This window comes from Streptomyces sp. Da 82-17, assembly GCF_046098215.1.
Lineage (GTDB): Bacteria > Actinomycetota > Actinomycetes > Streptomycetales > Streptomycetaceae > Streptomyces.
The window spans coordinates 73,491-94,740 of the sequence record NZ_JBJURH010000008.1 but is presented as its reverse complement, the minus strand read 5'-3'; the positions used below and the strand labels follow the sequence as shown (position 1 = coordinate 94,740).

Below are 21,250 nucleotides of genomic sequence, written 5' to 3'. Positions count from 1 at the left end.
ACAGGTGGTTCAGGTGTGGCGCTTGGGCACGGGGACGGTCGACAGGTCGGCCGCCACGGTCAGTTCCCCCGTGAACCCGGCGGCGCGCGCCTGCCGGGCGAACTCCCGCGGGTCGGCGTACCGCTGGGAGAAGTGCGTGAGGACGAGGTGCCGCACTCCGGCGTCGCGGGCGACCGCCCCCGCCTGGCCGGACGTCAAGTGGCCGTGGTCGCGGGCGAGTTGCTCGTCCTCGTCGAGGAAGGTCGACTCGATGACGAGCAGGTCGCAGCCCTCGGCGAGGGCGTGCACTCCGGCGCAGAGCCGGGTGTCCATGACGAACGCGAACCGCTGCCCGCGCCGCACCGCGCTGACGTCCTCGAGGCGTACGCCGCGCAGCTCCCCCTCGCGCTGCAGCCGCCCCACGTCCGGCCCCTTGATGCCGTGCTCGGCGAGGAGTTCGGGGACCATGCGGCGCCCGTCGGGCTCGACGAGCCGGTAGCCGAACGACTCGACGGGATGCGAGAGGCGGCGGGCCTCGAGCGTGTACGCGGGCGTGGCGGCGAGCACGCCGTCGGCGGCGACCGGGGCCTCGGTGAGCTTGACGGTCTCGCGGTAGGCGGTGGCGTACCGCAGCCGGTCGAAGAAGTGCTGCCCGGAGCGCGGGTAGTGGGCGGTGACCTCGTGCGGGACGCGGTCGAGGTTGATGCGCTGGATCACGCCGGCGAGGCCGAGGGAGTGGTCGCCGTGGAAGTGCGTGACGCAGATCCGGTCGATGTCGTGCGCGGCGACCCCGGCGCGCAGCATCTGCCGCTGGGTGCCCTCGCCGGGGTCGAAGAGGATGCCCTGGCCGTCCCAGCGCAGCAGGTAGCCGTTGTGGTTGCGGTGTCGCGTCGGCACCTGGCTGGCGGTGCCGAGGACGACGAATTCACGTACGGACAAGGTGAGTTACCGGATTTTCGCTAGCTGTGGCTGGTCCGGGGGCTATCCGGGGGGCCACTGCATGCCGCGGCCGCCGAGGATGTGGGCGTGCGCGTGGAACACGGTCTGGCCGGCGCCGCTGCCGGTGTTGAACACCAGCCGGTAGCTCTCCAGCTTCTCCTCGGCGGCGACCTCGCCGGCCTCGCGCAGCACGTCGGCGGTGATCTGCGGTTCGGCGGCGGCGAGGGTCGCGGCGTCCGGGTAGTGGACCTTGGGGATCACCAGGATGTGCGTCGGCGCCTGGGGGTTGATGTCGCGGAAGGCGTACGTGGTGTCCGTCTCGCGTACGACGGTCGCGGGCACCTCACCCGCGATGATCTTGCAGAACAGGCAGTCCGCTTGCGCCTCACCGGCCATGGGGGTGGGCCTCCTCGGTCCTCAGCGATCGTGTGCGTACGGCCGATGGTATCGGTCGGGCCGGCCCCGGAAGGGGCGCGGGGAACTGCGCGACCAGCCACGACGGTGGGACAGGTACGCACGGACGGGAAGGGGCAGGGAAGGGAAGCCCCTCCGGCGTTTGAGGAGCCGGGGGGCCGGGGGCGGAGCCCCCTGGGGGTCACAACTCGGGCAGTTCCGGGGGCCGCTTCGCCGGGTTCTCGGCAAGCGCCGCCAACGCCATCCGGACCGCCTCGTCCAGCTGGGGGTCGCGTCCGGCCGCGTAGTCCTGCGGTGTCGTGACGACCTCGACGTCCGGGTCGACGCCGTGGTTCTCGACGTCCCACCCCTGTCCCTCCAGCCAGATCGCGTACTTGGGCTGGGTGACGAGGGTGCCGTCCACGAGGCGGTACCGGCTGTCGATGCCGACGACGCCGCCCCAGGTCCGCGTACCCACCACGGGCCCGATGCCGAGGGCCTTGATCGCCGCGTTGACGATGTCCCCGTCGGAGCCGGAGTACTCGTTGGCGACGGCGACGACCGGGCCGCGCGGCGCGTCCAGCGGGTAGCTCGTGGCGGCCTCCCCGCGCGGCAGGTCCCAGCCGACGACACGGCGGGCGAGCTTCTCCACGACGAGCTGCGAGGTGTGCCCGCCGCGGTTCTCCCGCACGTCGACGATCAGGCCCTCCTTGGCGACCTCCACCCGCAGGTCGCGGTGGATCTGGGCCCAGCCGGGCGCCTGCATGTCGGGTACGTGGAGGTAGCCGAGGCGGCCGTCGGAGAGGGCGTGGACGTGGGCCCGCCGGTCGGCGACCCACGCGTGGTAGCGCAGCGGCTCCTCGTCGTCGATCGGCACCACCACGGCGTACCGCGGATCGCCGCCGCCGGCCGGTGAGACCGTCAGCTCGACGGGCCGGCCCGCGGCGCCCACGAGCAGCGGCCCGGGGCCGGTCACCGGGTCGACGGGCCGCCCGTCGACGGCGAGCAGCGCGTCGCCCGCGCGCACCGCGACCCCGGGTGCGGCGAGCGGCGAGCGGGCGTGCGGGTCGGACGTCTCGGAGGGCAGGACCCGGTCGATGCGCCAACTGCCGTCCTCGTGGCGGGAGATGTCCGCGCCGAGGAGTCCCTGCCGGGTGTCGGAGCCGCCGTACCCGCCGGGTCCGCTGACGTAGGCGTGGGACGTGCCGAGCTCGCCGTGGAGTTCGTAGAGCAGGTCGACGAGGTCGTCGTGGGTGGCGAGGCGGTCGACGACGGGGCGGTACTTGGCCTGGACGGCGTCCCAGTCGACGCCGCCCAGGTCGGCGCGCCAGAAGTTGTCGCGCATGAGGCGGCCGGTCTCGTCGAACATCTGCCGCCACTCGGCGACGGGGTCGACGGTCTGCCGGATCCGGCCGAGGTCGACGGTGATGTGGCTGTCGCCGTCGTCGTCGGAGGGGGCGCGGCGGTCGCTGAGGACGAGCTTCAGCTGGTCGTTGCTGTGCAGCAGGACCCGCTTGCCGTCGCCGCTGACGGTGAAGTGGTCGGTGTCGGAGTGCAGTTCCTCGATCCGGCGCTGGGCGAGGTCGTACCGCTCCAGGGTCGTGCTCGGCCCCGAGTCGTCGGGGTGGGCGCGGTTGGCGCCGAGGACGCCGCGCAGCGGGTGGCGCAGCCAGAGCAGGCCGTCCTTGGCGGCGCGCAGCGTGGAGTAGCGGGCGGCCTCGACGGGGAAGGGCACGATCCGGTCGGCGAGCCCGTCGAGGTCGATGCGGGTGGTCGGGGCGTCGTCGCCGCCCTGGACCTCGCCGGACTTCTCGGCGCTCTCGAAGGGCCGGCCGTGCCGCTGCGGCCCGAACGGCGAGGGTGTCGTCGCGGACAGGGTGATCAGGTGCGGGCGGCAGGCGCCGACGAAGGCGAGGTCGAAGACGTGCGCGTCGTAGACCGGGTCGAAGGAGCGCTCGGAGAGGAACGCGAGGTGCCGGCCGTCGAGGGTGAACGCGGGCGCGGTGTCGCGGAACCGCAGCGGGGTCGCCTCGGACACGGTGAGGTCGGCGGTGCTGGCGAGCTTGAGCTGACGCAGCGGGGAGGGGCCGGGGTGGGACCAGGCGAGCCAGCCGGAGTCGGGCGAGAAGACAAGCCCGGACGCTTCGCCGTGCTCGCTGCGGTCGACCTCCCTGACCTCGCCCGAGGCCCGTTCGACGAGCAGGATCCGGCCGTCGTGCGAGGCGACGGCGGCGCGGCTGCCGTCGGGCGCCATGGCGAGCGACAGCACCCGCCCCAACTGCCCCGCGCCGACGCGTCGTACGGACGCCCCGGGCGCGACTCCGGTGGCCGGGGAGAACTCCAGCGCGTCGTCGCCTTCCGCGTCCGTCACCCACACCACGTGTTCCTCGCCCTCCACACGGAAGGTGCGGGGCAGCCGGGCGCGCACGCCGGGCTCGGCGGTGAGGGTGCGGGCGGGGCCGTCGCGGTGCGTGACCCAGTGCACGGCGCCGCGCACGGAGACCGCGCTGCCCCGTCCGGTGTGGTCGGGCGCGGCGGCGCCGAGGTGCCGCTCGGGCCGTACGGGGTGCGGCTGCAGGTCGGTGCGCTGCCCGCCGAGGCTGATGTCGAGACGGCGGGGCTCGGCGTCCACCAGGTCGTCGAGGAGGTGGAGTTCACCGGCGGAGGTGTAGACGACGCGCTGCCCGTCGGTGGCGGCGTGCCGCGCGTAGAAGCCGCCGAGCGGGGTGTGCCGCCGCAGGTCGGTCCCGTCGACGAGGGAGGAGTAGACGGCTCCGGTCCCCTCGTGGTCGGACAGGAAGGCGACCCGCTCTCCCACCCACATCGGATACTCGATGTTCCCGTCGAGCTCCTCGTGCAGCCGGACGAACTCCCCGTCCCCGGTCCGGTCGATCCACAGCTTCCCGGCCGCGCCGCCCCGGTACCGCTTCCAGTACGCGGCCTCCCGGCCCATCGTCACGCTCTGCAGCAGCACTTCGCCATCGGGCCCGAACGCGAGGCCGCGGGCCGGGCCGTACGGCAGCACGGGCGCGGGTCCGCCGTCGAGCGGGACGGCACGCGCCCAGCTGCGGCGCATCGAGGCCTGGCCCTCGGTGGTGACGGCGAGGACCTGCCCGTCCCGGGTCCAGCCGCGCACGGAGGTCTGCCAACTCCCCCAGTGCGTCAGCCGCTTGGCGGGCCCGCCCGCGACCGGGGCGAGGTGCACCTCGGGGGCGCCGTCCCGGGTGGAGGTCCAGGCGACCCAGGTGCCGGCGGGCGAGATCCGCGGGTGGTCGACCGGCATGTTGTCGGCACTGACCCGCCACGCGCGCCCGCCGTCGAGCGGCGCGACCCAGACGTCGTCCTCAGCGGTGAAGGCGACCAAGTCGCCCTGAACATGCGGAAACCGAAGATAGGAAGGCTGCGTCACCCCTGCAGCCTATGCAGGCCAGGAGGGACAGGTGGCCGCTTTGGATCACTTGGCCGGACGGTGCCGCTCCGTCCGAATTCCCGCTGCGCGCCGCCCCCTTGCCCGCCTACGGTGAACCGATGCGCCCCAACCACCACCTGCGCCGCCTGGTCACCGAGGACTCGGTCCACCTGTGGACGGTCCGCCACCGCCACTCCCGCACGGGCCCGTGCGCGGAGGTCCTCAGCCTGTACGAGGAGGGCTCGAAGGTCCCGCTGCGCCTGGTGTTCCGGGCGGGCGAGGGCCGCTACGTGGCCGACGGCTGGTGGTACGCGGGCTGCGTGACGACGGGCGACGGCAGACTCCTGAACCTGCGGGAGCCGGGCACGGTACGGAAGTTGATCGAAGCGGCCCAGGCAACCGGCCTGCTCCCGGGCACGGGAGAGACGGACGGCTGGCCACTCTTCGACACTGTCACGGCGGCGCCCCGCTAGGGGCGCGGGGAACTGCGCGACCAGCCACGACGTCGCCGCAGACGAACGCACAGCGCCGCAGGCTTACGGGAAGGGGCGGGGAGGGGCAAGGGAAGGAGCCTGTCCGGCGCTTGAGGACGCGAAGCCCGCAGGGCGATGCAGGGGCCGGGCCCAAGACACCCTCAGCCCCACCGCCCGCTGCGCCCCAGCAGCAACGCCGCAGCCGCCGTACCCGCAGTGGACGTACGAAGCACCGAGGGCCCCAGCCGGTACGGCGCAGCCCCGGACGCCGCGAACACGTCCAACTCCTCCGGGGACACGCCCCCTTCGGGCCCGACGACCAGCACCACGTCACCCGTGCCCGGCAACTCCGCCGAGGCCAGCGCCGTACTGCCCTCCTCGTGCAGGACCGCCGCGAACGCCGCACCGGAGAGCAGCGCGGCGACGTCCTTCGTCGAGGCGAGCTCGGCCACCTCGGGGAACCGCAGCCGACGCGCCTGCTTGCCCGCCTCCCGCGCCGTCGCCCGCCACTTGGCGAGGGACTTGAGCCCCCGCTCGCCGCGCCACTGCGTGATGCACCGGGACGCCGCCCACGGCACGATCGCGTCGACACCGGTCTCCGTCATCGTCTCGACGGCCAGCTCGCCCCGGTCGCCCTTGGGCAGCGCCTGCACGACGGTGATCCGCGGGGCCGGCTCGGGGTCCGTGAGCGACCCGGTCAGCTCGACCGTCAGCCGGTCCTTGCCCTCCGCCGCGAGCACCACACCACAAGCTCCGCGTCCGAGCCCGTCCGTGAGGACGATCTGCTCGCCCGCGCGCAGCCGCCGTACCGACACGGCGTGCCGCCCCTCGGGCCCGTCGAGCACGAACTCGCCGCCGCCGGAAGGGACTTCGTCCACCACGAAGACCGGCGCCGTCATCGCGCGCCGCCCCGCTGCGCGAGCGCACGCTTCGCCGCGTCCAGCTCGGCCGCGAGCACCTCGACCAGCTGACCGGCCGGCAGCTCCCGGCTGAGCCGGTGCCCCTGGCCCGCCCACAGGCTCATCGCCTGCGGGTCCCCGGCCTGCGCCGCGGCCTTGCGGATGCCGCCGGTGAGGTAGTGGACCTGCGGGTACGCGGCGGGCGCGTACGGCCCGTGCTCCCGCATGAAGCGGTTGACGAGCCCACGCGCCGGGCGCCCGGAGAACGCGCGGGTGAGTTCCGTGCGTACGAACAGGGGGTTGGTCATGGCCTGCTTGTGCAGGGGGTTCGCGCCGGACTCGGGGCAGACCAGGAAGGCCGTGCCGAGCTGCGCCGCGTCCGCACCCGCCGCCAGCACCGCCGCGATCTGGCTGCCGCGCATCAGTCCGCCGGCCGCGACGATCGGCAGCTGCACGGTCTCCCGCACCTGTGCGATCAGCGCGAGCAGTCCGACGCCGCTGCCGTCCCGCTCGGGGTCGTCGCGGTGCGTGCCCTGGTGTCCGCCGGCCTCGACGCCCTGCACGCACACCGCGTCCGCGCCCGCCCACTGCGCGGTCTGCGCCTCCTCGGCGCTGGTGACGGTGACGACGGTGGTGGTTCCGGCCCGCGAGAACGCTTCGAGCACGTCCCGCGAGGGGCAGCCGAAGGTGAAGGAGACCAGCGGCACGGGGTCGTCGAAGAGGACCGCGAGCTTCGCCTCGTAGCCGTCGTCCCGCCCGGAGTCCGGGTCGCCGAGCGGGGCGTCGTACCAGGTGGACTCGCCGGTGAGCTGGTGCGCGTACACGGCGACCGCGCTCGGGTCGGCGTAGTCCGGCTGCGGCATGAACAGGTTGACGCCGAAGGGCCGGTCGGTGAGCCCGCGCAGCTGCTTGATCTCCTGGTACATGCCGTCGGCGGTCTTGTACCCGGCGGCCAGGAAGCCGAGGCCGCCGGCTTCGGACACGGCCGCGGCGAGGGCGGGGCAGGAGGCGCCACCGGCCATCGGGGCCTGCACGATCGGGTACGGGCTGAGATCGGTCACTGCGGTGGACATGAGCGCATGCTTTCACGTCCACCGCAGACCGCTAAATCCAGCCTCACCCGGGGCGCTCACCGCTCTCCCCGGGCCCCCGGCCAAGGCGGCTACCGCCCGTTGAACGCGTCCTTCAACCGGTGGAACAGCCCCTGCTGCCCGGGCTGGAACTGGCCCGTGGGCCGTTCCTCGCCGCGCGCCTTGGCCAGCTCGCGCAGCAGCCGCTCCTGCTCCGGGTCCAGCTTGGTCGGCGTGGTGACCTCGACGTGCACGATGAGGTCGCCGCGGCCGCCGCCGCGCAGGTGCGTGATGCCGCGCCCGTGCAGCGGGATCGACTGGCCGGACTGCGTGCCGGGCCGGATGTCGACCTCCTCCATGCCGTCGAGCGTCTCCAGCGGCACCTTCGTGCCGAGCGCCGCCGCCGTCATGGGGATGGTGACCGTGCAGTGCAGGTCGTCGCCGCGCCGCTGGAAGACGGGGTGCGGCAGTTCGTGGATCTCGACGTACAGGTCGCCGGCGGGGCCGCCGCCGGGGCCGACCTCGCCCTCGCCCGCGAGCTGGATCCGGGTGCCGTTGTCGACACCGGCCGGGATCTTCACCGTGAGCGTGCGCCGGGAGCGGATCCGGCCGTCGCCCGCGCACTCGGGGCACGGCGTCGGGACGACGGTGCCGAAGCCCTGGCACTGCGGGCACGGCCGCGACGTCATGACCTGGCCGAGGAAGGACCGCGTGACCTGCGAGACCTCACCGCGGCCGCGGCACATGTCACAGGTCTGCGCCGAGGTGCCGGGGGCGGCGCCCTCGCCGGAGCAGGTCGTGCAGACGACGGCCGTGTCGACCTGGATGTCCTTCGTCGTGCCGAACGCGGCCTCGTCCAGCTCGACTTCGAGCCGGATCATCGCGTCCTGGCCGCGGCGGGTGCGCGAACGGGGTCCGCGCTGGGACGCCGTCCCGAAGAACGCGTCCATGATGTCCGAGAAGTTCCCGAACCCGCCCTGCCCGAAGCCGCCGGCGCCGCCGCCTCCGCCGCTCTGCGACAGGGGGTCGCCGCCGAGGTCGTAGACCTGCTTCTTCTGCGGGTCCGACAACACCTCGTACGCGGCGTTGATCTCCTTGAAGCGCTCCTGCGTCTTCGGATCGGGGTTCACATCCGGGTGGAGCTCACGCGCCAGCCTCCGGAAGGCCTTCTTGATCTCGTCCTGGGAAGCGTCGCGGCGCACGCCGAGTACGGCGTAGTAGTCCGTGGCCACTTACGACTCCGCCAGGATCTGTCCGACGTAACGTGCCACTGCGCGTACTGCTCCCATCGTTCCGGGGTAGTCCATGCGGGTCGGTCCGACCACGCCGAGTTTGGCGACTGCTTCGCCGCCCGAACCGTAGCCGACCGAGACGACGGACGTGGAGTTGAGTCCCTCGTGGGCGTTCTCGTGCCCGATGCGTACGGTCATGCCCGGATCCTTGGCCTCGCCGAGCAGCTTGAGAAGCACGACCTGCTCCTCCAGCGCTTCGAGCACCGGGCGGATCACGAGCGGGAAATCGTGCCCGAAACGGGTGAGATTGGCGGTGCCGCCGATCATCAGCCGCTCCTCGGTCTCCTCCACGAGGGTTTCCAGGAGGGTCGCGAGGACGGTCGAGACGGTGCCGCGGTCGTCCGTCTCGAAGGACTCGGGCAGGTCCTGCACCAGCTGCGGGACGTCCGAGAAACGGCGCCCCGCGACGCGGCTGTTGAGCCGGGCCCGCAGGTCGGCGAGCGCGGTCTCCCCGAACGGCGCCGGGCAGTCCACGTGCCGCTGCTCGACCCGGCCGGTGTCGGTGATGACGACGAGCATCAGCCGCGCGGGCGCGAGCGAGAGCAGCTCGACGTGCCGCACCGTGGACCGGGTCAGCGACGGGTACTGCACGACGGCGACCTGCCGGGTCAGCTGCGCGAGCAGCCGCACCGTACGCCCCACGACGTCGTCGAGGTCGACGGCGCCGTCGAGGAAGTTCTGGATGGCGCGGCGCTCGGCGCCGGAGAGCGGCTTGACGCCCGCGAGCTTGTCGACGAAGAGGCGGTACCCCTTGTCGGTGGGGATGCGCCCGGCGCTGGTGTGCGGCTGGGCGATGAAGCCCTCTTCCTCCAGGGCCGCCATGTCGTTGCGCACGGTGGCCGGGGAGACGCCGAGGCGGTGCCGCTCGGTGAGCGCCTTGGAGCCGACGGGCTCCTCGGTGCCGACATAGTCCTGGACGATGGCGCGCAGCACCTCAAGTCTGCGTTCGCTCAGCATGCGCGCACACCTCCCTGCCACGGCACGGCATTCGGCTTCGTCGGCTTCCTCGACTTCGTCTGGCACTCAACACAGCAGAGTGCCAGCATTTCACCGGCCCAGTGTACGGCCGGTGGGTACGCCCGCGGCAAGGGTGGGGGCGGCCGGGCCGCGCGGCCCCTCGCGGCCGGGGTTAGCGTCTCCCCATGCGGTTGACTTGGGAAGAGCCGTACGCGTCCGACTGGGAGCGGTTGTCGCCCTGCGCGGCGCGGCGCCGGCTGCCCGGCTGGGACTGCACGGTCGGCCTGGTCGCGGGCGAGCGGGGCGCGCTGCTCGTCGACGCCGGTTCCTCGCTGCGGGAGGGCGCCGAGCTGCGCCGGCAGGCGGAGGCGCTGCTCGGCGGCCGGCGTGTGACACATCTCGCGCTCACGCATCCGCACTTCGACCACGTCCTGGGCGCTGCCGCGTTCTCCGGGGTCGAGGTGTTCGGCGCGGTCGGCGTGGACGGAGTCCTGGAGCGCGGCCGCGACGAGCTGGCGGCGGACGCGGTACGGCACGGTCTCGACGCGCGGGCGGCGGGCGAGGCGGCGGAGCTCCTGGTCCGCCCGCACCACCTGGTGAGCGGCGAGTGGACCCTCGACCTGGGCGGGGTGCGGGCGCTGCTCGCGAACGTGGGGCCCGGCCACACGGGCCACGACCTGGTGGTTCTCGTGCCCGGCACGGACGGCGGCCCGGAGGTCGTGTTCTGCGGCGACCTGGTCGAGGAGTCCGGCGAACCGCAGGCGGGCCCGGACGCGATCCCCGCCCGCTGGCCGCACGCCCTGGACCGGCTGCTCGACCTGGGCGGCGCGGACGCGGTGTACGTACCGGGGCACGGTTCGGTGGTGAACGCGGCGTTTGTCCGTGAGCAACGCGCCACGCTGGCCGCGCAGTTCGGCGTGTCGTAGTCGTCCTCGCGCGGCTTCTCTTATCGTCTGCCGGATGCGCAGCTACAGCCCCGATCTCACCCCGCCGTGGAAGAAGCGGAAGCCGGTTCCCGAAGTGGCCGCGGAACGCGACCTGGTCGTGGAGGAGGTCACCACCGGGTTCTGCGGTGCGGTGATCCGCTGCGAGGCGGGCACGGTCACGCTGGAGGACCGCTTCGGCAAGCACCGCGTCTTCCCTCTCGAACCCCGCGGCTTCCTCCTGGAGGGCCGCGTCGTCACCCTGGTCCGCCCGTCGGCGGCGGCTCCGGCACGCCCCACGCGTACGGCGTCCGGTTCGGTGGCCGTGCCCGGGGCGCGGGCCCGGGTCGCGCGGGCGGGGCGGATCTATGTGGAGGGGCGGCACGACGCGGAGCTGGTCGAGAAGGTGTGGGGCGACGACCTGCGCATCGAGGGCGTCGTCGTGGAGTACCTGGAGGGCGTGGACGATCTGCCCGCGGTGGTCGCCGAGTTCGCCCCCGACGCGGACGCGCGGCTCGGGGTCCTGGTCGACCATCTGGTGCCCGGCTCGAAGGAGTCCCGGATCGCGGCGGAGGTGAGCAGCGCGCACGCGCTGGTGGTGGGCCACCCGTACATCGACATCTGGGAGGCGGTGAAGCCGTCCGCGCTCGGCATCGCGGCCTGGCCGCGCGTCCCCCGCGGCCAGGACTGGAAGACGGGCGTCTGCGAGGCCCTGGGCTGGCCGTCGGCCAACACGGGCGCGGTGTGGCAGGCGATCCTGGAACGGGTCACGTCGTACAAGGACCTGGAACCGGAACTCCTGGGCCGCGTCGAGGAGCTGATCGACTTCGTGACGGCGCCCCCCGAGTAGGGGCGGCGCCCCAAAGGGGCGCGGGGAACTGCGCGGGCAACCACGACGGCGGGTCAGCCAGACGACGGCGCCGCAGGCTTACGGGAAGGGGCGGGTAGGGGCGGGTAGGGGACTGATTCAGCCTCAGTCGACCAGATCCCGCACAACCCCATCCGCCAACAACCGCCCCCGCAGGGTCAGCACGGCCCGCCCCGCCTCGTACGGACCACGCTCCAGCAACCCGTCCCCCAACGCCCGGCGCGCAGCCGCCAGCCCGTCGCGGCGGAGCAGCGACAACGGCACCCCCTCCCGCAGCCGAAGCTCCAGCAGGATCCGCTCGACCCGCCGGTCCTCCTCGGACAGCAGCTCCCGCCCGGCCCCGGGCGAACCCCCCGCCAGCAGCGCCTGCGCGTACGCCCCCGGGTGCTTGACGTTCCACCACCGCACGCCGCCCACGTGGGAGTGCGCTCCGGGGCCCGCGCCCCACCAGTCGGCGCCGCGCCAGTACAGCTCGTTGTGCAGGCAGCGGCCGGCGTCGGTGGTGGCCCAGTTGGACACCTCGTACCAGGAGAAGCCCGCTGCGGCGAGGAGCTCGTCGGCGATCAGATAGCGGTCGGCGTGCACGTCGTCGTCGGTCATGGGGACCTCGCCGCGGCGGATGCGGCGGGCCAGCTGGGTGCCCTCCTCGACGATCAGGGCGTACGCCGAGACGTGGTCGGGGCCCGCGCCGATCGCCGCTTCGAGGGAGGCCCGCCAGTCGTCGTCGGACTCGCCGGGGGTGCCGTAGATCAGGTCGAGGTTGACGTGCTCGAAGCCGGCCGCGCGGGCCTCGGCGACGCAGGCCTCGGGGCGGCCGGGCGTATGCGTGCGGTCGAGGATCTTCAGGACGTGCTGCCGGGCGCTCTGCATGCCGAACGAGATCCGGTTGAACCCGCCCTCGCGCAGCTCCGTGAGGTACGCCGGACCGACGGACTCCGGGTTGGCCTCCGTCGTGACCTCCGCGTCCGGCGCGAGCCCGAACTCCGCGCGCAGCGCGCCGAGGACCCGGACCAGGTCGGCGGCGGGCAGCAGCGTGGGCGTGCCGCCGCCGACGAAGACGGTGCGCACGGGGCGCAGGTCGTCCCCGAGGACCTTGCGGGCGAGGCGGATCTCCTCGATCAGGTGGTCCGCGTAGTTGTCCCGCGAGGCCAGGGCGCCCTCGGGGCCGCGCAGCTCGCTCGCGGTGTACGTGTTGAAGTCGCAGTACCCGCAGCGGGTCGCGCAGTACGGGACGTGCAGATAGAACCCGAGGGGGCGGGCGGCCGCGTCGGCCAGGGCGTGCGCGGGCAGCGACCCGTCGGAGGGCACGGGCTCGCCATCGGGGAGTACGGAGGGCATGAGGTCCATTGTCCCGTACCGCCGCCGGAAGCCGGGCTGCCTGTGGATAACTCCCGACCGGGCCTCACGTACGGGTCCTCACTGCGCCTGGAGCACGAGCAGCGCCAGGTCGTCGTCCGGGGGCTCGGCGGAGAACTCGTGCACGAGGTGCCGGATCCGCTCGGCGACGTGCAGGGCGCTGAGCCCGGTGCAGCCGGCGAGGGCGGCCGCGAGTCCGTCGCCGTCGTCGAACTGCCGCGGCCCGTCCCGGCGTTCGGTCACCCCGTCGGTGACGAGCAGCAGCGTCTCGCCGCGCCGGAGCAGGAAGGTCTCGGCGGAGTACGTCGCGTCGTCCAGGACGCCGAGGATCACCTGCGGCTCGGCCGCGGCCCGTACGCCGCCCTCCGGGTCGAGGATCAGCGGCAGCGGGTGCCCGGCGCAGGCGACGGTGCAGCGTACGCCGTCGTCGGTGGGGACGAGCTCGCCGTACAGGACGGAGAGGAACCGGGAGGGCGAGGCCGTGTCGGGGCTTCCGGTGTGCGGCAGGGCGGTGTGCGGCGAGCCGTGCGCCGACGCGTGCGCCCCGGCGTACGGCCCGCCCGTGCGCGGCAGCGCGTCCGGTATGCCGGGCAGGCCCGCGGCGGCGACGGCGCGGGCGGCGGCCTCGGCGGCCTCCATCGCGTCGTCGAGCAGGGCCTGGTTGAGGCGGGTGAGGACGTCCCCGACGCTGTACCCCTCGCGGGCGAGGAGGCGCAGCCAGGGGCGGGCGAGGCCGGTGACGACGGCCGCCTCCGGGCCGTTGCCGCAGACGTCGCCGAGGGCGAAGCACCAGCGGCCGCCGCCCGCGGGGAACACGTCGTAGAAGTCGCCGCCCGCGAGGCCCTTGTCGCGGGGCTCGTAGACGAGGGCGGACTGCAGTCCGGGGACCTCGGCGACGGAGCTGGGCAGCAGCCCGCGCTGCAGGACGCGGCTGATGGTGGCCTGCCGCGTGTACTGCCGGGCGGCGCCGACGGCGAGGGCGACGCGGCGGCTGAAGTCCTGGAGCAGCCCGGTCACGTCGTCCGTGAACCGCTCAAGCCCGGCGCGGCCGACGAGCAGCGTGCCGAGCGAGCGGCCGCCGGCGACCAGGCGGTGCGCGAGGGCCGTGCCGCTGCTCTCGGCGAGCCCCTCGGCGGGCCAGGGCACGGTGACGGGTCCGGAGTGCAGGGCGCCGGGCAGGTTCGGCGGCTCCTTCTCCAGGACGCGCTGCAGCTCCTCGATCCGGTTCTCGCTGCGGTGCCAGACGCGGGCGAGCCGCGGTACGGACGCGGGGCCGGCGCTGCGCCGGTCGCCCTCGTCGTCCAGCCAGACCGCGCACCAGTCGGCGAGGTGCGGGACCAGCAACTGTCCGGCGAGGGCGGCGACCAGGTCCTCGTCGAGCTGCCCGGCGAGCAGGTCGGAGGCCTCCGCGAGGAAGGTGACGGCGTCCCGGTGCCCCCAGGAGCCGGGGTCCCGGATGTCGAGCGGGCCGCCGGACTCGTGCGCGCGGTCCCGCTCGTGCGCGTGGGCCTGCGCGGAGGCGTGGTCGGGGGCGGAGGCGTGGTCCCGGTCGGGGGCGAGGCGTTCGGCGGCGCGGAGCCCCCGCTCGGCGGCCTGCTCCCCCGCGTACACCTCCAACTCCCGTGCCACGTCCACCCCGTCCACCGGCAGCCGCGCCCAGACGGTCTTGCTGCCGGTGCGGTACGTGATGCCCCAGGACTCGGCGAGCGAGGCGACGAGGTGCAGGCCGCGGCCGTACTCCGCCCCGTCCGAGGTGCGGTCGGCGCTCGCCCCGTGCACGGGCCGGGCGGGGTGGTGGTCGGTGACCTCGACGAGGAGCGAGGCGCCCTCCCCGTCGTCGCTCTCCTCGGCCAGCTCCAGACGGCAGAGCAGCTCGACGTCCGTACCGGCGTGCACCACGGCGTTGGTGACGAGCTCGCTGACCAGGACGACGGCGTCGTCGGCGAGGCGTTCCGTGATGCCGTCGACGGCGGGCGGAGCCGGATGCTCGGCCGGGTCGGCCCGTACGGCGGGCTCCGCCCAGTCGGCGAGGGCGGAGCGGACGAAGCGGCGGGCGGCCGCGGGGGCGAGGGAGGTGCCGGGCAGGGTGGTGCGCGCGCAGGGGTGGGCGTCCCGCGGGACGTGCGGAAGCGACGGGCGGGACTCCGGCGCATGCGAGTCGGTCTCCCGCTGCATTGGAATGGACCCCACGTGCAGCTCCTGAGCGGTTCGGACGGTGTGCTGCCTCAGGCGGCCACGCCAGAGTGACAGACAGACCCCGCTCATAAGCACCGAGTTACCGAAGTGGGCCGCGAAGAGCGCAAACCGTGCTATGCCCGCGCTCGGTTCCGGTCAGTTCCGCACAAGAAATTTCGGTCGGTTCCGCTCCCGAGAACAGCGGTTCCACTCCCGAAATCCCGGTTCCGCTCCCGAGAACACGGAAGCGGCCCCCGGAACGTTCCCGTCCGGGGGCCGCCTCGACCGTTCGGCGCTCAGCGCCGCCGGCTCACTTCTCGACCGTGCCCGCGTACATCTCGTCGATCAGCGCCTTGTACTCGCGCTCCACGACCGGCCGCTTCAGCTTGAGGCTGGGCGTCAACTCGCCGTGCTCGACGTCGAGATCGCGCGGCAGCAGCCGGAACTTCTTGATGGTCTGCCACTTCTGCAGGCCCTGGTTGAGCTCCTGCACATAGCCGTCGATCAGCGCGACGGTCCGCTGGTCCGCGACCACGTCCTCGTACGGCTTGCCGCCGAGCCCCTGCTCCTCGGCCCAGCCCAGGATCGACGCCTCGTCGAGGGCGATCAGGGCGGTGCAGAAGTTCCGGTCGGCGCCGTGCACCAGGATGTTGGAGACGTACGGGCAGACCGCCTTGAACTGGCCCTCGACCTCGGCGGGCGCGATGTACTTGCCGCCGGACGTCTTGATCAGGTCCTTCTTGCGGTCGGTGATCCGCAGGTAGCCGTCGGCCGACAGCTCGCCGATGTCGCCGGTGTGGAACCAGCCGTCGGACTCCAGGACTTCGTCGGTCTTCTCGGGCAGCCCGTGGTAGCCCTGCATGATGCCGGGGCCGCGAAGGAGGATCTCGCCGTCGTCCGCGATCCGCACCTCGGTGCCGGGCAGCGGCTTGCCGACGGTGCCGGTGCGGTACGCCTCGCCGGGGTTCACGAAGGAGGCGGCGCTGGACTCGGTGAGCCCGTACCCCTCCAGGATGTGGATGCCGGCGCCGGAGAAGAAGTAGCCGATCTCCGGGGCGAGGGCCGCCGAGCCGGAGACACAGGCGCGCAGCCGGCCGCCGAAGGCCTCGCGCAGCTTGCCGTAGACCAGCTTGTCGGCGACGGCGTGCTTGGCCGAGAGCGGGAACGGCGCCGAGGCGTTGCCGGTCCTGCGGAAGTTGTCCTGCGTGACCTTGGCGTACTCGCGGGCCACACCGGCCGCCCACTGGAAGATCTTGTACTTGGCGCCGCCGCCCGCGCGGGCCTTCGCGGCGACCCCGTTGTAGACCTTCTCGAAGATCCGCGGCACGGCGGCCATGTAGGTCGGCTGCACGACCGGCAGATTCTCGATGATCTTGTCGACGCGGCCGTCGACCGCGGTGACGTGCCCGACCTCGATCTGACCGCTGGTCAGCACCTTGCCGAAGACGTGCGCGAGCGGCAGCCACAGGTACTGCACGTCGTCCGGCCCGACCAGGCCCGTCGCCGCGATGGCCTTCGCCATGTACGACCAGTTGTCGTGCGGCAGGCGCACACCCTTGGGCCGTCCGGTGGTGCCGGAGGTGTAGATCAGCGTGGCCAGCTGGTCCTTGGTGATGTTCCCGATCCGCTCCTTGACGGCCTCGGGGTGCTTCTCCAGGTACGCGGCGCCGCGCGCCTCCAGGTCGGCGAGCGAGAGCACCCAGCCGTCCTCGGCGTCGTCGGTCGCGAGGCCGTGGTCGCCGTCGATGAGCACGACGTGCTTGAGGTCCGGCAGCTCGGAGCGCCGCGCCTGCGCCTTCGCCAGCTGCTCCTCGTTCTCGGCGATCAGCACCTTGCTGCCCGAGTCGGACAGGATGTACGCCGATTCGTCGGCGTTCGTCGAGGAGTAGACCGTGGTCGTGGCCGCGCCCGCGCACAGGATGGCGAGGTCGGCGAGGATCCACTCGACGCGGGTGTCGGAGGCCAGCGCCACGCGCTCCTCGGGCTCGACGCCGAGGTCGATCAGACCGGCCGCGATCGCGAACACCCGCTCGGCGGCCTGGCCCCAGCTGAGGGACTTCCAGTCGTCGGGCCCGCTGCCGGCGGCCGGCGGCACCGGATAGCGGTAGGCCTCGGCGTCCGGCGTGGCCGCAACGCGCTCCAGGAAGAGGCTCGCCACGGAGGGCGGACGGTTCTCGATCAGTGTCTGTGTGTCGCTCACGACATCCTCCGGGCCCGCGACAGGACGTACGTCTGCTGGGGGGCGGTTGTTTAACTAGCGAGTAACCTTCGAGCGAGATCAGAGTAGAGCGCCCGCGCCCGCCACGTAAGGGGCTGCGACCTGTCACTTTCAACAGAACGCGGAAGGGCTCACGGAAGTGACGGTCTCGGCGCTCACCGGCATGACAAAGGCCCGCCGCGCGTGCCGCACGACGGGCCTCCGACGGAATCCGCAGGGATTCGGATACTTCTTGCGACAGCTTGCCGCTGCTTCTTGCTGCTGCTTCTTGCCGCTACTTCCTGCTGCGTCTTCTCGCTACTTCTTCTTCGACTGTCCCTCGTCGCTGGACAGCACCGCGATGAAGGCCTCCTGCGGCACCTCGACGGAGCCGACCATCTTCATCCGCTTCTTGCCTTCCTTCTGCTTCTCAAGCAGCTTCCGCTTACGGGAGATGTCACCGCCGTAGCACTTGGCGAGGACGTCCTTGCGGATGGCGCGGATGGTCTCGCGGGCGATGACCCGCGAGCCGATGGCGGCCTGCACGGGCACCTCGAACGCCTGCCGCGGGATCAGCTCCCGCAGCTTGGCGACGAGCCGCACGCCGTACGCATAGGCCTGGTCCTTGTGCGTCACGGCGGAGAAGGCGTCGACCTTGTCGCCGTGCAGCAGGATGTCGACCTTGACGAGCTGCGCGGACTGCTCGCCGGTGGGCTCGTAGTCCAGGGACGCGTAGCCGCGGGTCTTGGACTTCAGCTGGTCGAAGAAGTCGAAGACGATCTCCGCGAGCGGCAGCGTGTACCGGATCTCGACGCGGTCCTCGGAGAGGTAGTCCATGCCGAGCAGCACACCGCGCCGGTTCTGGCACAGCTCCATGATCGAGCCGATGAACTCGGACGGCGCCAGGATCGTGGCGCGTACGACCGGCTCGAAGACCTCGCCGATCTTGCCCTCGGGGAACTCGCTCGGGTTGGTGACCTGGTGCTCGGTGCCGTCCTCCATGATCACGCGGTAGACCACGTTGGGGGCGGTGGCGATCAGGTCGAGCCCGAACTCGCGCTCCAGGCGCTCCCGGATCACGTCCAGGTGCAGCAGGCCGAGGAAGCCGACGCGGAAACCGAAGCCGAGCGCCGCCGACGTCTCCGGCTCGTAGACAAGCGCGGCGTCGTTGAGCTGCAGCTTGTCCAGGGCCTCGCGCAGGTCCGGGTACTCCGAGCCGTCCAGCGGGTAGAGCCCGGAGAACACCATCGGCTTCGGGTCCTTGTAACCGCCGAGCGGCTCTTCGGCGCCCTTGTTCTGCTGGGTGATCGTGTCACCCACCTTGGACTGGCGGACGTCCTTCACACCCGTGATCAGGTAACCGACCTCGCCGACGCCGAGCCCGTCCGCGGACAGCATCTCCGGCGAGTTGGTGCCGATCTCCAGCAGCTCGTGCGTCGCGCCCGTGGACATCATCCGGATCCGCTCACGCTTGTTCAGCTGCCCGTCGACGACCCTGACGTACGTGACCACGCCGCGGTACGAGTCGTAGACCGAGTCGAAGATCATCGCGCGGGCGGGGGCGTCCGCGACGCCGACGGGTGCCGGGATGTCCCTGACGACTCGGTCGAGCAGCGCCTCCACGCCCATGCCGGTCTTGGCGGAGACCTTGAGGACGTCCTCGGGCTCACAGCCGACGAGGTTGGCGAGCTCCTCGGAGAACTTCTCCGGCTGGGCGGCCGGCAGATCGATCTTGTTGAGCACGGGGATGATCTTGAGGTCGTTCTCCATCGCCAGGTAGAGGTTGGCGAGCGTCTGCGCCTCGATGCCCTGGGCGGCGTCGACGAGCAGGATCGTCCCCTCACAGGCGGCGAGCGAACGCGAGACCTCGTACGTGAAGTCCACGTGGCCCGGGGTGTCGATCATGTTGAGGATGTGGGTCTTGTCCTGACCCTCGCCCTCGGTGGGCGCCCAGGGCAGGCGGACCGCCTGGGACTTGATGGTGATGCCGCGCTCGCGCTCGATGTCCATCCGGTCGAGGTACTGAGCGCGCATCTGCCGCTGCTCGACCACACCGGTCAGCTGGAGCATCCGGTCGGCGAGCGTGGACTTGCCGTGGTCGATGTGCGCGATGATGCAGAAATTGCGGATCAGCGCCGGGTCGGTACGGCTCGGCTGAGGCACATTCGTAGGGGTCGCGGGCACGCAGGGTCCTGATTCTTGAGACGTCTGCAGCTCTCTGCAGCCACGGGTCGGATCGTTACGTAGCCTCCATCGTCCCATGAGCGGCGACCAAGGCTCGGTTTGGGCCGCCAGGAGGGGCGCTGGTAGCCTGGACAGCTGTGTCTCGCGTGCCCTCTCAGCGTACGAGGCACTGTCGAAAAAGATCATCGAACCTGAAAAGGCTCTTTCGTGGCGAACATCAAGTCCCAGATCAAGCGGAACAAGACCAACGAGAAGGCGCGCCTGCGCAACAAGGCCGTCAAGTCGTCGCTCAAGACCGCGATCCGCAAGACCCGTGAGGCTGCCGCCGCGGGTGACGTCGAGAAGGCCACCGCGGCCCTGCGCGACGCCAACCGCAAGCTGGACAAGGCCGTCTCGAAGGGCGTCCTCCACAAGAACAACGCCGCCAACAAGAAGTCGGCGCTTGCTTCCCAGGTGGCCGCCCTCAAGGGCTGACACTTGATTTGATCGCCGGGACGGACCCCGAGCGGGCCCTCTCATCCGCTCCCGCCCGGCACCCCGGATCCGCACGCGGCCTGCGTTCGCCACGCGGGTGTGGATCCAAGGCTTGAACGGTGGGTAGCCAGCTCTGGCTGCTCGCCAAACCGAAGACCCCGTTGGCCGCCCTTCCCCAGGGCGGGTGGCGGGGTTTTTGGGTTGGTGGGTTCGGCACCGCAGCCCGTCCGGCGTTTGGGGACGAGCCCGGAGGACGATCCGGCGGGGGTCTGGGGGCGGAGCCCTCAGTTTCGGGAAGGGGCGGGGCTGGGGAAAACGGCGGGTGCGAGGGGCCGCACTGCGGGGGCGAGGGCCGCATGGGGGCGAGGAGCGTTACGCGGCGTCGAGGTGCGGGGAGCTGCACGCCGCGTCGAGGTGGGGAACTGCACGCCGCTTCAAGGTGCGGGGAGCGGACGCTGCGGCGAGGAGCGCGAGGAGCGTTACGCCGGGCGGGCGCGGACCCGCATACGCGCCGGCTCAGCGCATGGCCCCCCGAGACCGAGCCGCCCGAGCGATCGCGACGACCGCCTTCTCCAACGCGTACTCCGGATCGTCCCCACCGCCCTTCACCCCCGCGTCCGCCTCCGCGACGGCCTGCAGCGCGACCGCCACTCCGTCCGGCGTCCAGCCGCGCATCTGCTGCCGCACCCGGTCGATCTTCCACGGCGGCATGCCCAGCTCCCGGGCCAGGTCGGCGGGCCGGCCCCCACGAGCGGACGACAACTTGCCGATGGCGCGCACCCCTTGGGCCAGCGCGCTGGTGATCATCACGGGCGCGACCCCGGTGGCGAGGGACCAGCGCAACGCTTCGAGCGCCTCGGCCGCCCGCCCTTCCACGGCCCGGTCGGCGACGGTGAAGCTGGAGGCCTCGGCCCGGCCCGTGTAGTACCGGCCGACCACCGCTTCGTCGATCGTCCCCTCGACGTCCGCCGTCAGCTGCGTCACCGCCGAGGCCAGCTCACGCAGATCGCTGCCGATCGCGTCGACCAGGGCCTGGCACGCCTCCGGGGTCGCCGACCGCCCCAGCGTGCGGAACTCGGCCCGTACGAACGCCAGTCGGTCCGCCGGCTTCGTCATCTTCGGGCAGGCCACCTCGCGCGCGCCCGCCTTCCGCGCGGCGTCGAGCAGGCCCTTGCCCTTCGCCCCGCCCGCGTGCAGCAGGACGAGGGTGATCTCCTCGACCGGCGCCCCGAAGTACGCCTTCACGTCCTTGATCGTGTCCGCCGACAGATCCTGCGCATTGCGTACGACCACGACCTTGCGCTCGGCGAACAGCGACGGGCTCGTCAACTCGGCGAGCGTGCCCGGCTGCAACTGGTCCGGCGTGAGGTCGCGCACGTCCGTGTCGGCGTCGGCGGCACGTGCCGCCGCCACCACCTGCTGCACAGCGCGGTCGAGCAGCAGATCCTCCTGGCCCACGGCGAGCGTCACGGGGGCGAGCGGATTGTCGTTTGCGGGTTTCCTGGCCATCGCGGTCAAGGATCCCACGCTCCACTGACAATCCGGCTCGGGGCGGGGAAGGGGAACGGGCGGGCCGGAGGGGGCAGAGGTCAGGACTGGCAGGTGCGGGCCGGGCGGTCCGGCCGCCGGGCTGTCGATCGTTCGGGCGGGCGGTCGGGCGGT

Annotated in this window: 16 protein-coding genes; 4 read left to right on the top strand and 12 right to left on the bottom strand. The window is 72.5% G+C overall.

The window, feature by feature from the left end:
• Positions 1-9: 9 nt before the first annotated feature.
• The 3 genes from ACIDOF_RS15910 to ACIDOF_RS15900 form a co-directional block, all read right to left on the bottom strand.
• Positions 10-918: a ribonuclease Z gene (locus tag ACIDOF_RS15910; RefSeq protein ID WP_409006512.1), complete on the bottom strand. Its 909-nt coding sequence runs from the start codon at positions 916-918 to the stop codon at positions 10-12.
• Positions 919-960: 42 nt separating this feature from the next.
• On the bottom strand, positions 961-1,314 hold the full coding sequence (locus tag ACIDOF_RS15905; protein ID WP_409006511.1) for a histidine triad nucleotide-binding protein: 354 nt from the start codon (positions 1,312-1,314) through the stop codon (positions 961-963).
• A 199-nt stretch (positions 1,315-1,513) separates the two neighbouring features.
• Positions 1,514-4,720: a S41 family peptidase gene (locus ACIDOF_RS15900; RefSeq protein WP_409006510.1), complete on the bottom strand. Its 3,207-nt coding sequence runs from the start codon at positions 4,718-4,720 to the stop codon at positions 1,514-1,516.
• A gap of 119 nt (positions 4,721-4,839) precedes the next feature.
• Here ACIDOF_RS15900 and ACIDOF_RS15895 point away from each other — a divergent pair, with 119 nt between their 5' ends.
• Positions 4,840-5,193 carry a hypothetical protein gene (locus tag ACIDOF_RS15895; RefSeq protein WP_409006509.1) on the top strand — a complete coding sequence of 118 codons (354 nt, stop codon included), beginning with the start codon at positions 4,840-4,842 and terminating at the stop codon, positions 5,191-5,193.
• Between the two features lie 161 nt (positions 5,194-5,354).
• Here ACIDOF_RS15895 and ACIDOF_RS15890 read toward each other — a convergent pair whose 3' ends face one another.
• From ACIDOF_RS15890 to hrcA, 4 genes are all read right to left on the bottom strand, one after another.
• Positions 5,355-6,092 carry a 16S rRNA (uracil(1498)-N(3))-methyltransferase gene (locus ACIDOF_RS15890; RefSeq protein ID WP_409006508.1) on the bottom strand — a complete coding sequence of 246 codons (738 nt, stop codon included), beginning with the start codon at positions 6,090-6,092 and terminating at the stop codon, positions 5,355-5,357.
• Entirely contained in the window at positions 6,089-7,165 is a 1,077-nt protein-coding gene (locus ACIDOF_RS15885; RefSeq protein WP_409006507.1) for a nitronate monooxygenase, read from the bottom strand. The genes ACIDOF_RS15890 and ACIDOF_RS15885 overlap by 4 nt, the downstream gene beginning before the upstream one ends.
• Before the next feature lie 89 nt (positions 7,166-7,254).
• Entirely contained in the window at positions 7,255-8,394 is a 1,140-nt protein-coding gene (gene dnaJ, locus ACIDOF_RS15880) for a molecular chaperone DnaJ (protein WP_409006506.1), read from the bottom strand.
• Positions 8,395-9,411 carry a heat-inducible transcriptional repressor HrcA gene (hrcA, locus tag ACIDOF_RS15875; protein ID WP_409006505.1) on the bottom strand — a complete coding sequence of 339 codons (1,017 nt, stop codon included), beginning with the start codon at positions 9,409-9,411 and terminating at the stop codon, positions 8,395-8,397.
• Positions 9,412-9,596: 185 nt separating this feature from the next.
• On the opposite strand from hrcA, the gene ACIDOF_RS15870 reads away from it, so the two are divergent.
• A complete protein-coding gene (locus ACIDOF_RS15870) occupies positions 9,597-10,337 on the top strand; it encodes an MBL fold metallo-hydrolase (RefSeq protein WP_409006504.1) in 741 nt (246 codons plus the stop codon).
• 34 nt (positions 10,338-10,371) lie between these two features.
• Positions 10,372-11,184, top strand: a complete 813-nt coding sequence (locus tag ACIDOF_RS15865) for a DUF3097 domain-containing protein (RefSeq protein ID WP_409006503.1) — start codon at positions 10,372-10,374, stop codon at positions 11,182-11,184.
• A 123-nt stretch (positions 11,185-11,307) separates the two neighbouring features.
• On the opposite strand, the gene hemW is transcribed toward ACIDOF_RS15865, so the two are convergent.
• From hemW to lepA, 4 genes are all read right to left on the bottom strand, one after another.
• A complete protein-coding gene (hemW, locus tag ACIDOF_RS15860) occupies positions 11,308-12,540 on the bottom strand; it encodes a radical SAM family heme chaperone HemW (protein WP_409006502.1) in 1,233 nt (410 codons plus the stop codon).
• Between the two features lie 78 nt (positions 12,541-12,618).
• On the bottom strand, positions 12,619-14,748 hold the full coding sequence (locus tag ACIDOF_RS15855; protein ID WP_409006501.1) for a SpoIIE family protein phosphatase: 2,130 nt from the start codon (positions 14,746-14,748) through the stop codon (positions 12,619-12,621).
• Positions 14,749-15,043: 295 nt separating this feature from the next.
• On the bottom strand, positions 15,044-16,933 hold the full coding sequence (locus ACIDOF_RS15850; RefSeq protein ID WP_409006500.1) for an AMP-dependent synthetase/ligase: 1,890 nt from the start codon (positions 16,931-16,933) through the stop codon (positions 15,044-15,046).
• Positions 16,934-17,248: 315 nt separating this feature from the next.
• Positions 17,249-19,114, bottom strand: coding sequence for a translation elongation factor 4 (lepA, locus tag ACIDOF_RS15845; RefSeq protein ID WP_409006499.1), 1,866 nt, complete (start codon positions 19,112-19,114; stop codon positions 17,249-17,251).
• Between the two features lie 207 nt (positions 19,115-19,321).
• On the opposite strand from lepA, the gene rpsT reads away from it, so the two are divergent.
• On the top strand, positions 19,322-19,588 hold the full coding sequence (gene rpsT, locus ACIDOF_RS15840) for a 30S ribosomal protein S20 (protein WP_409006498.1): 267 nt from the start codon (positions 19,322-19,324) through the stop codon (positions 19,586-19,588).
• Between the two features lie 516 nt (positions 19,589-20,104).
• On the opposite strand, the gene holA is transcribed toward rpsT, so the two are convergent.
• Positions 20,105-21,097, bottom strand: coding sequence for a DNA polymerase III subunit delta (gene holA, locus ACIDOF_RS15835; RefSeq protein ID WP_409006497.1), 993 nt, complete (start codon positions 21,095-21,097; stop codon positions 20,105-20,107).
• Positions 21,098-21,250 lie beyond the last annotated feature (153 nt).

Coding starts and splice junctions, on each gene's coding strand:
- holA (WP_409006497.1), bottom strand. CDS start 21,097: ATGGCCAGGAAACCCGCAAACGACAATCCGCTCGCCCCCGTGACGCTC.
- ACIDOF_RS15890 (WP_409006508.1), bottom strand. CDS start 6,092: ATGACGGCGCCGGTCTTCGTGGTGGACGAAGTCCCTTCCGGCGGCGGC.
- hrcA (WP_409006505.1), bottom strand. CDS start 9,411: ATGCTGAGCGAACGCAGACTTGAGGTGCTGCGCGCCATCGTCCAGGAC.
- ACIDOF_RS15905 (WP_409006511.1), bottom strand. CDS start 1,314: ATGGCCGGTGAGGCGCAAGCGGACTGCCTGTTCTGCAAGATCATCGCG.
- ACIDOF_RS15895 (WP_409006509.1), top strand. CDS start 4,840: ATGCGCCCCAACCACCACCTGCGCCGCCTGGTCACCGAGGACTCGGTC.
- hemW (WP_409006502.1), bottom strand. CDS start 12,540: ATGCCCTCCGTACTCCCCGATGGCGAGCCCGTGCCCTCCGACGGGTCG.
- ACIDOF_RS15865 (WP_409006503.1), top strand. CDS start 10,372: ATGCGCAGCTACAGCCCCGATCTCACCCCGCCGTGGAAGAAGCGGAAG.
- ACIDOF_RS15870 (WP_409006504.1), top strand. CDS start 9,597: ATGCGGTTGACTTGGGAAGAGCCGTACGCGTCCGACTGGGAGCGGTTG.
- ACIDOF_RS15885 (WP_409006507.1), bottom strand. CDS start 7,165: ATGTCCACCGCAGTGACCGATCTCAGCCCGTACCCGATCGTGCAGGCC.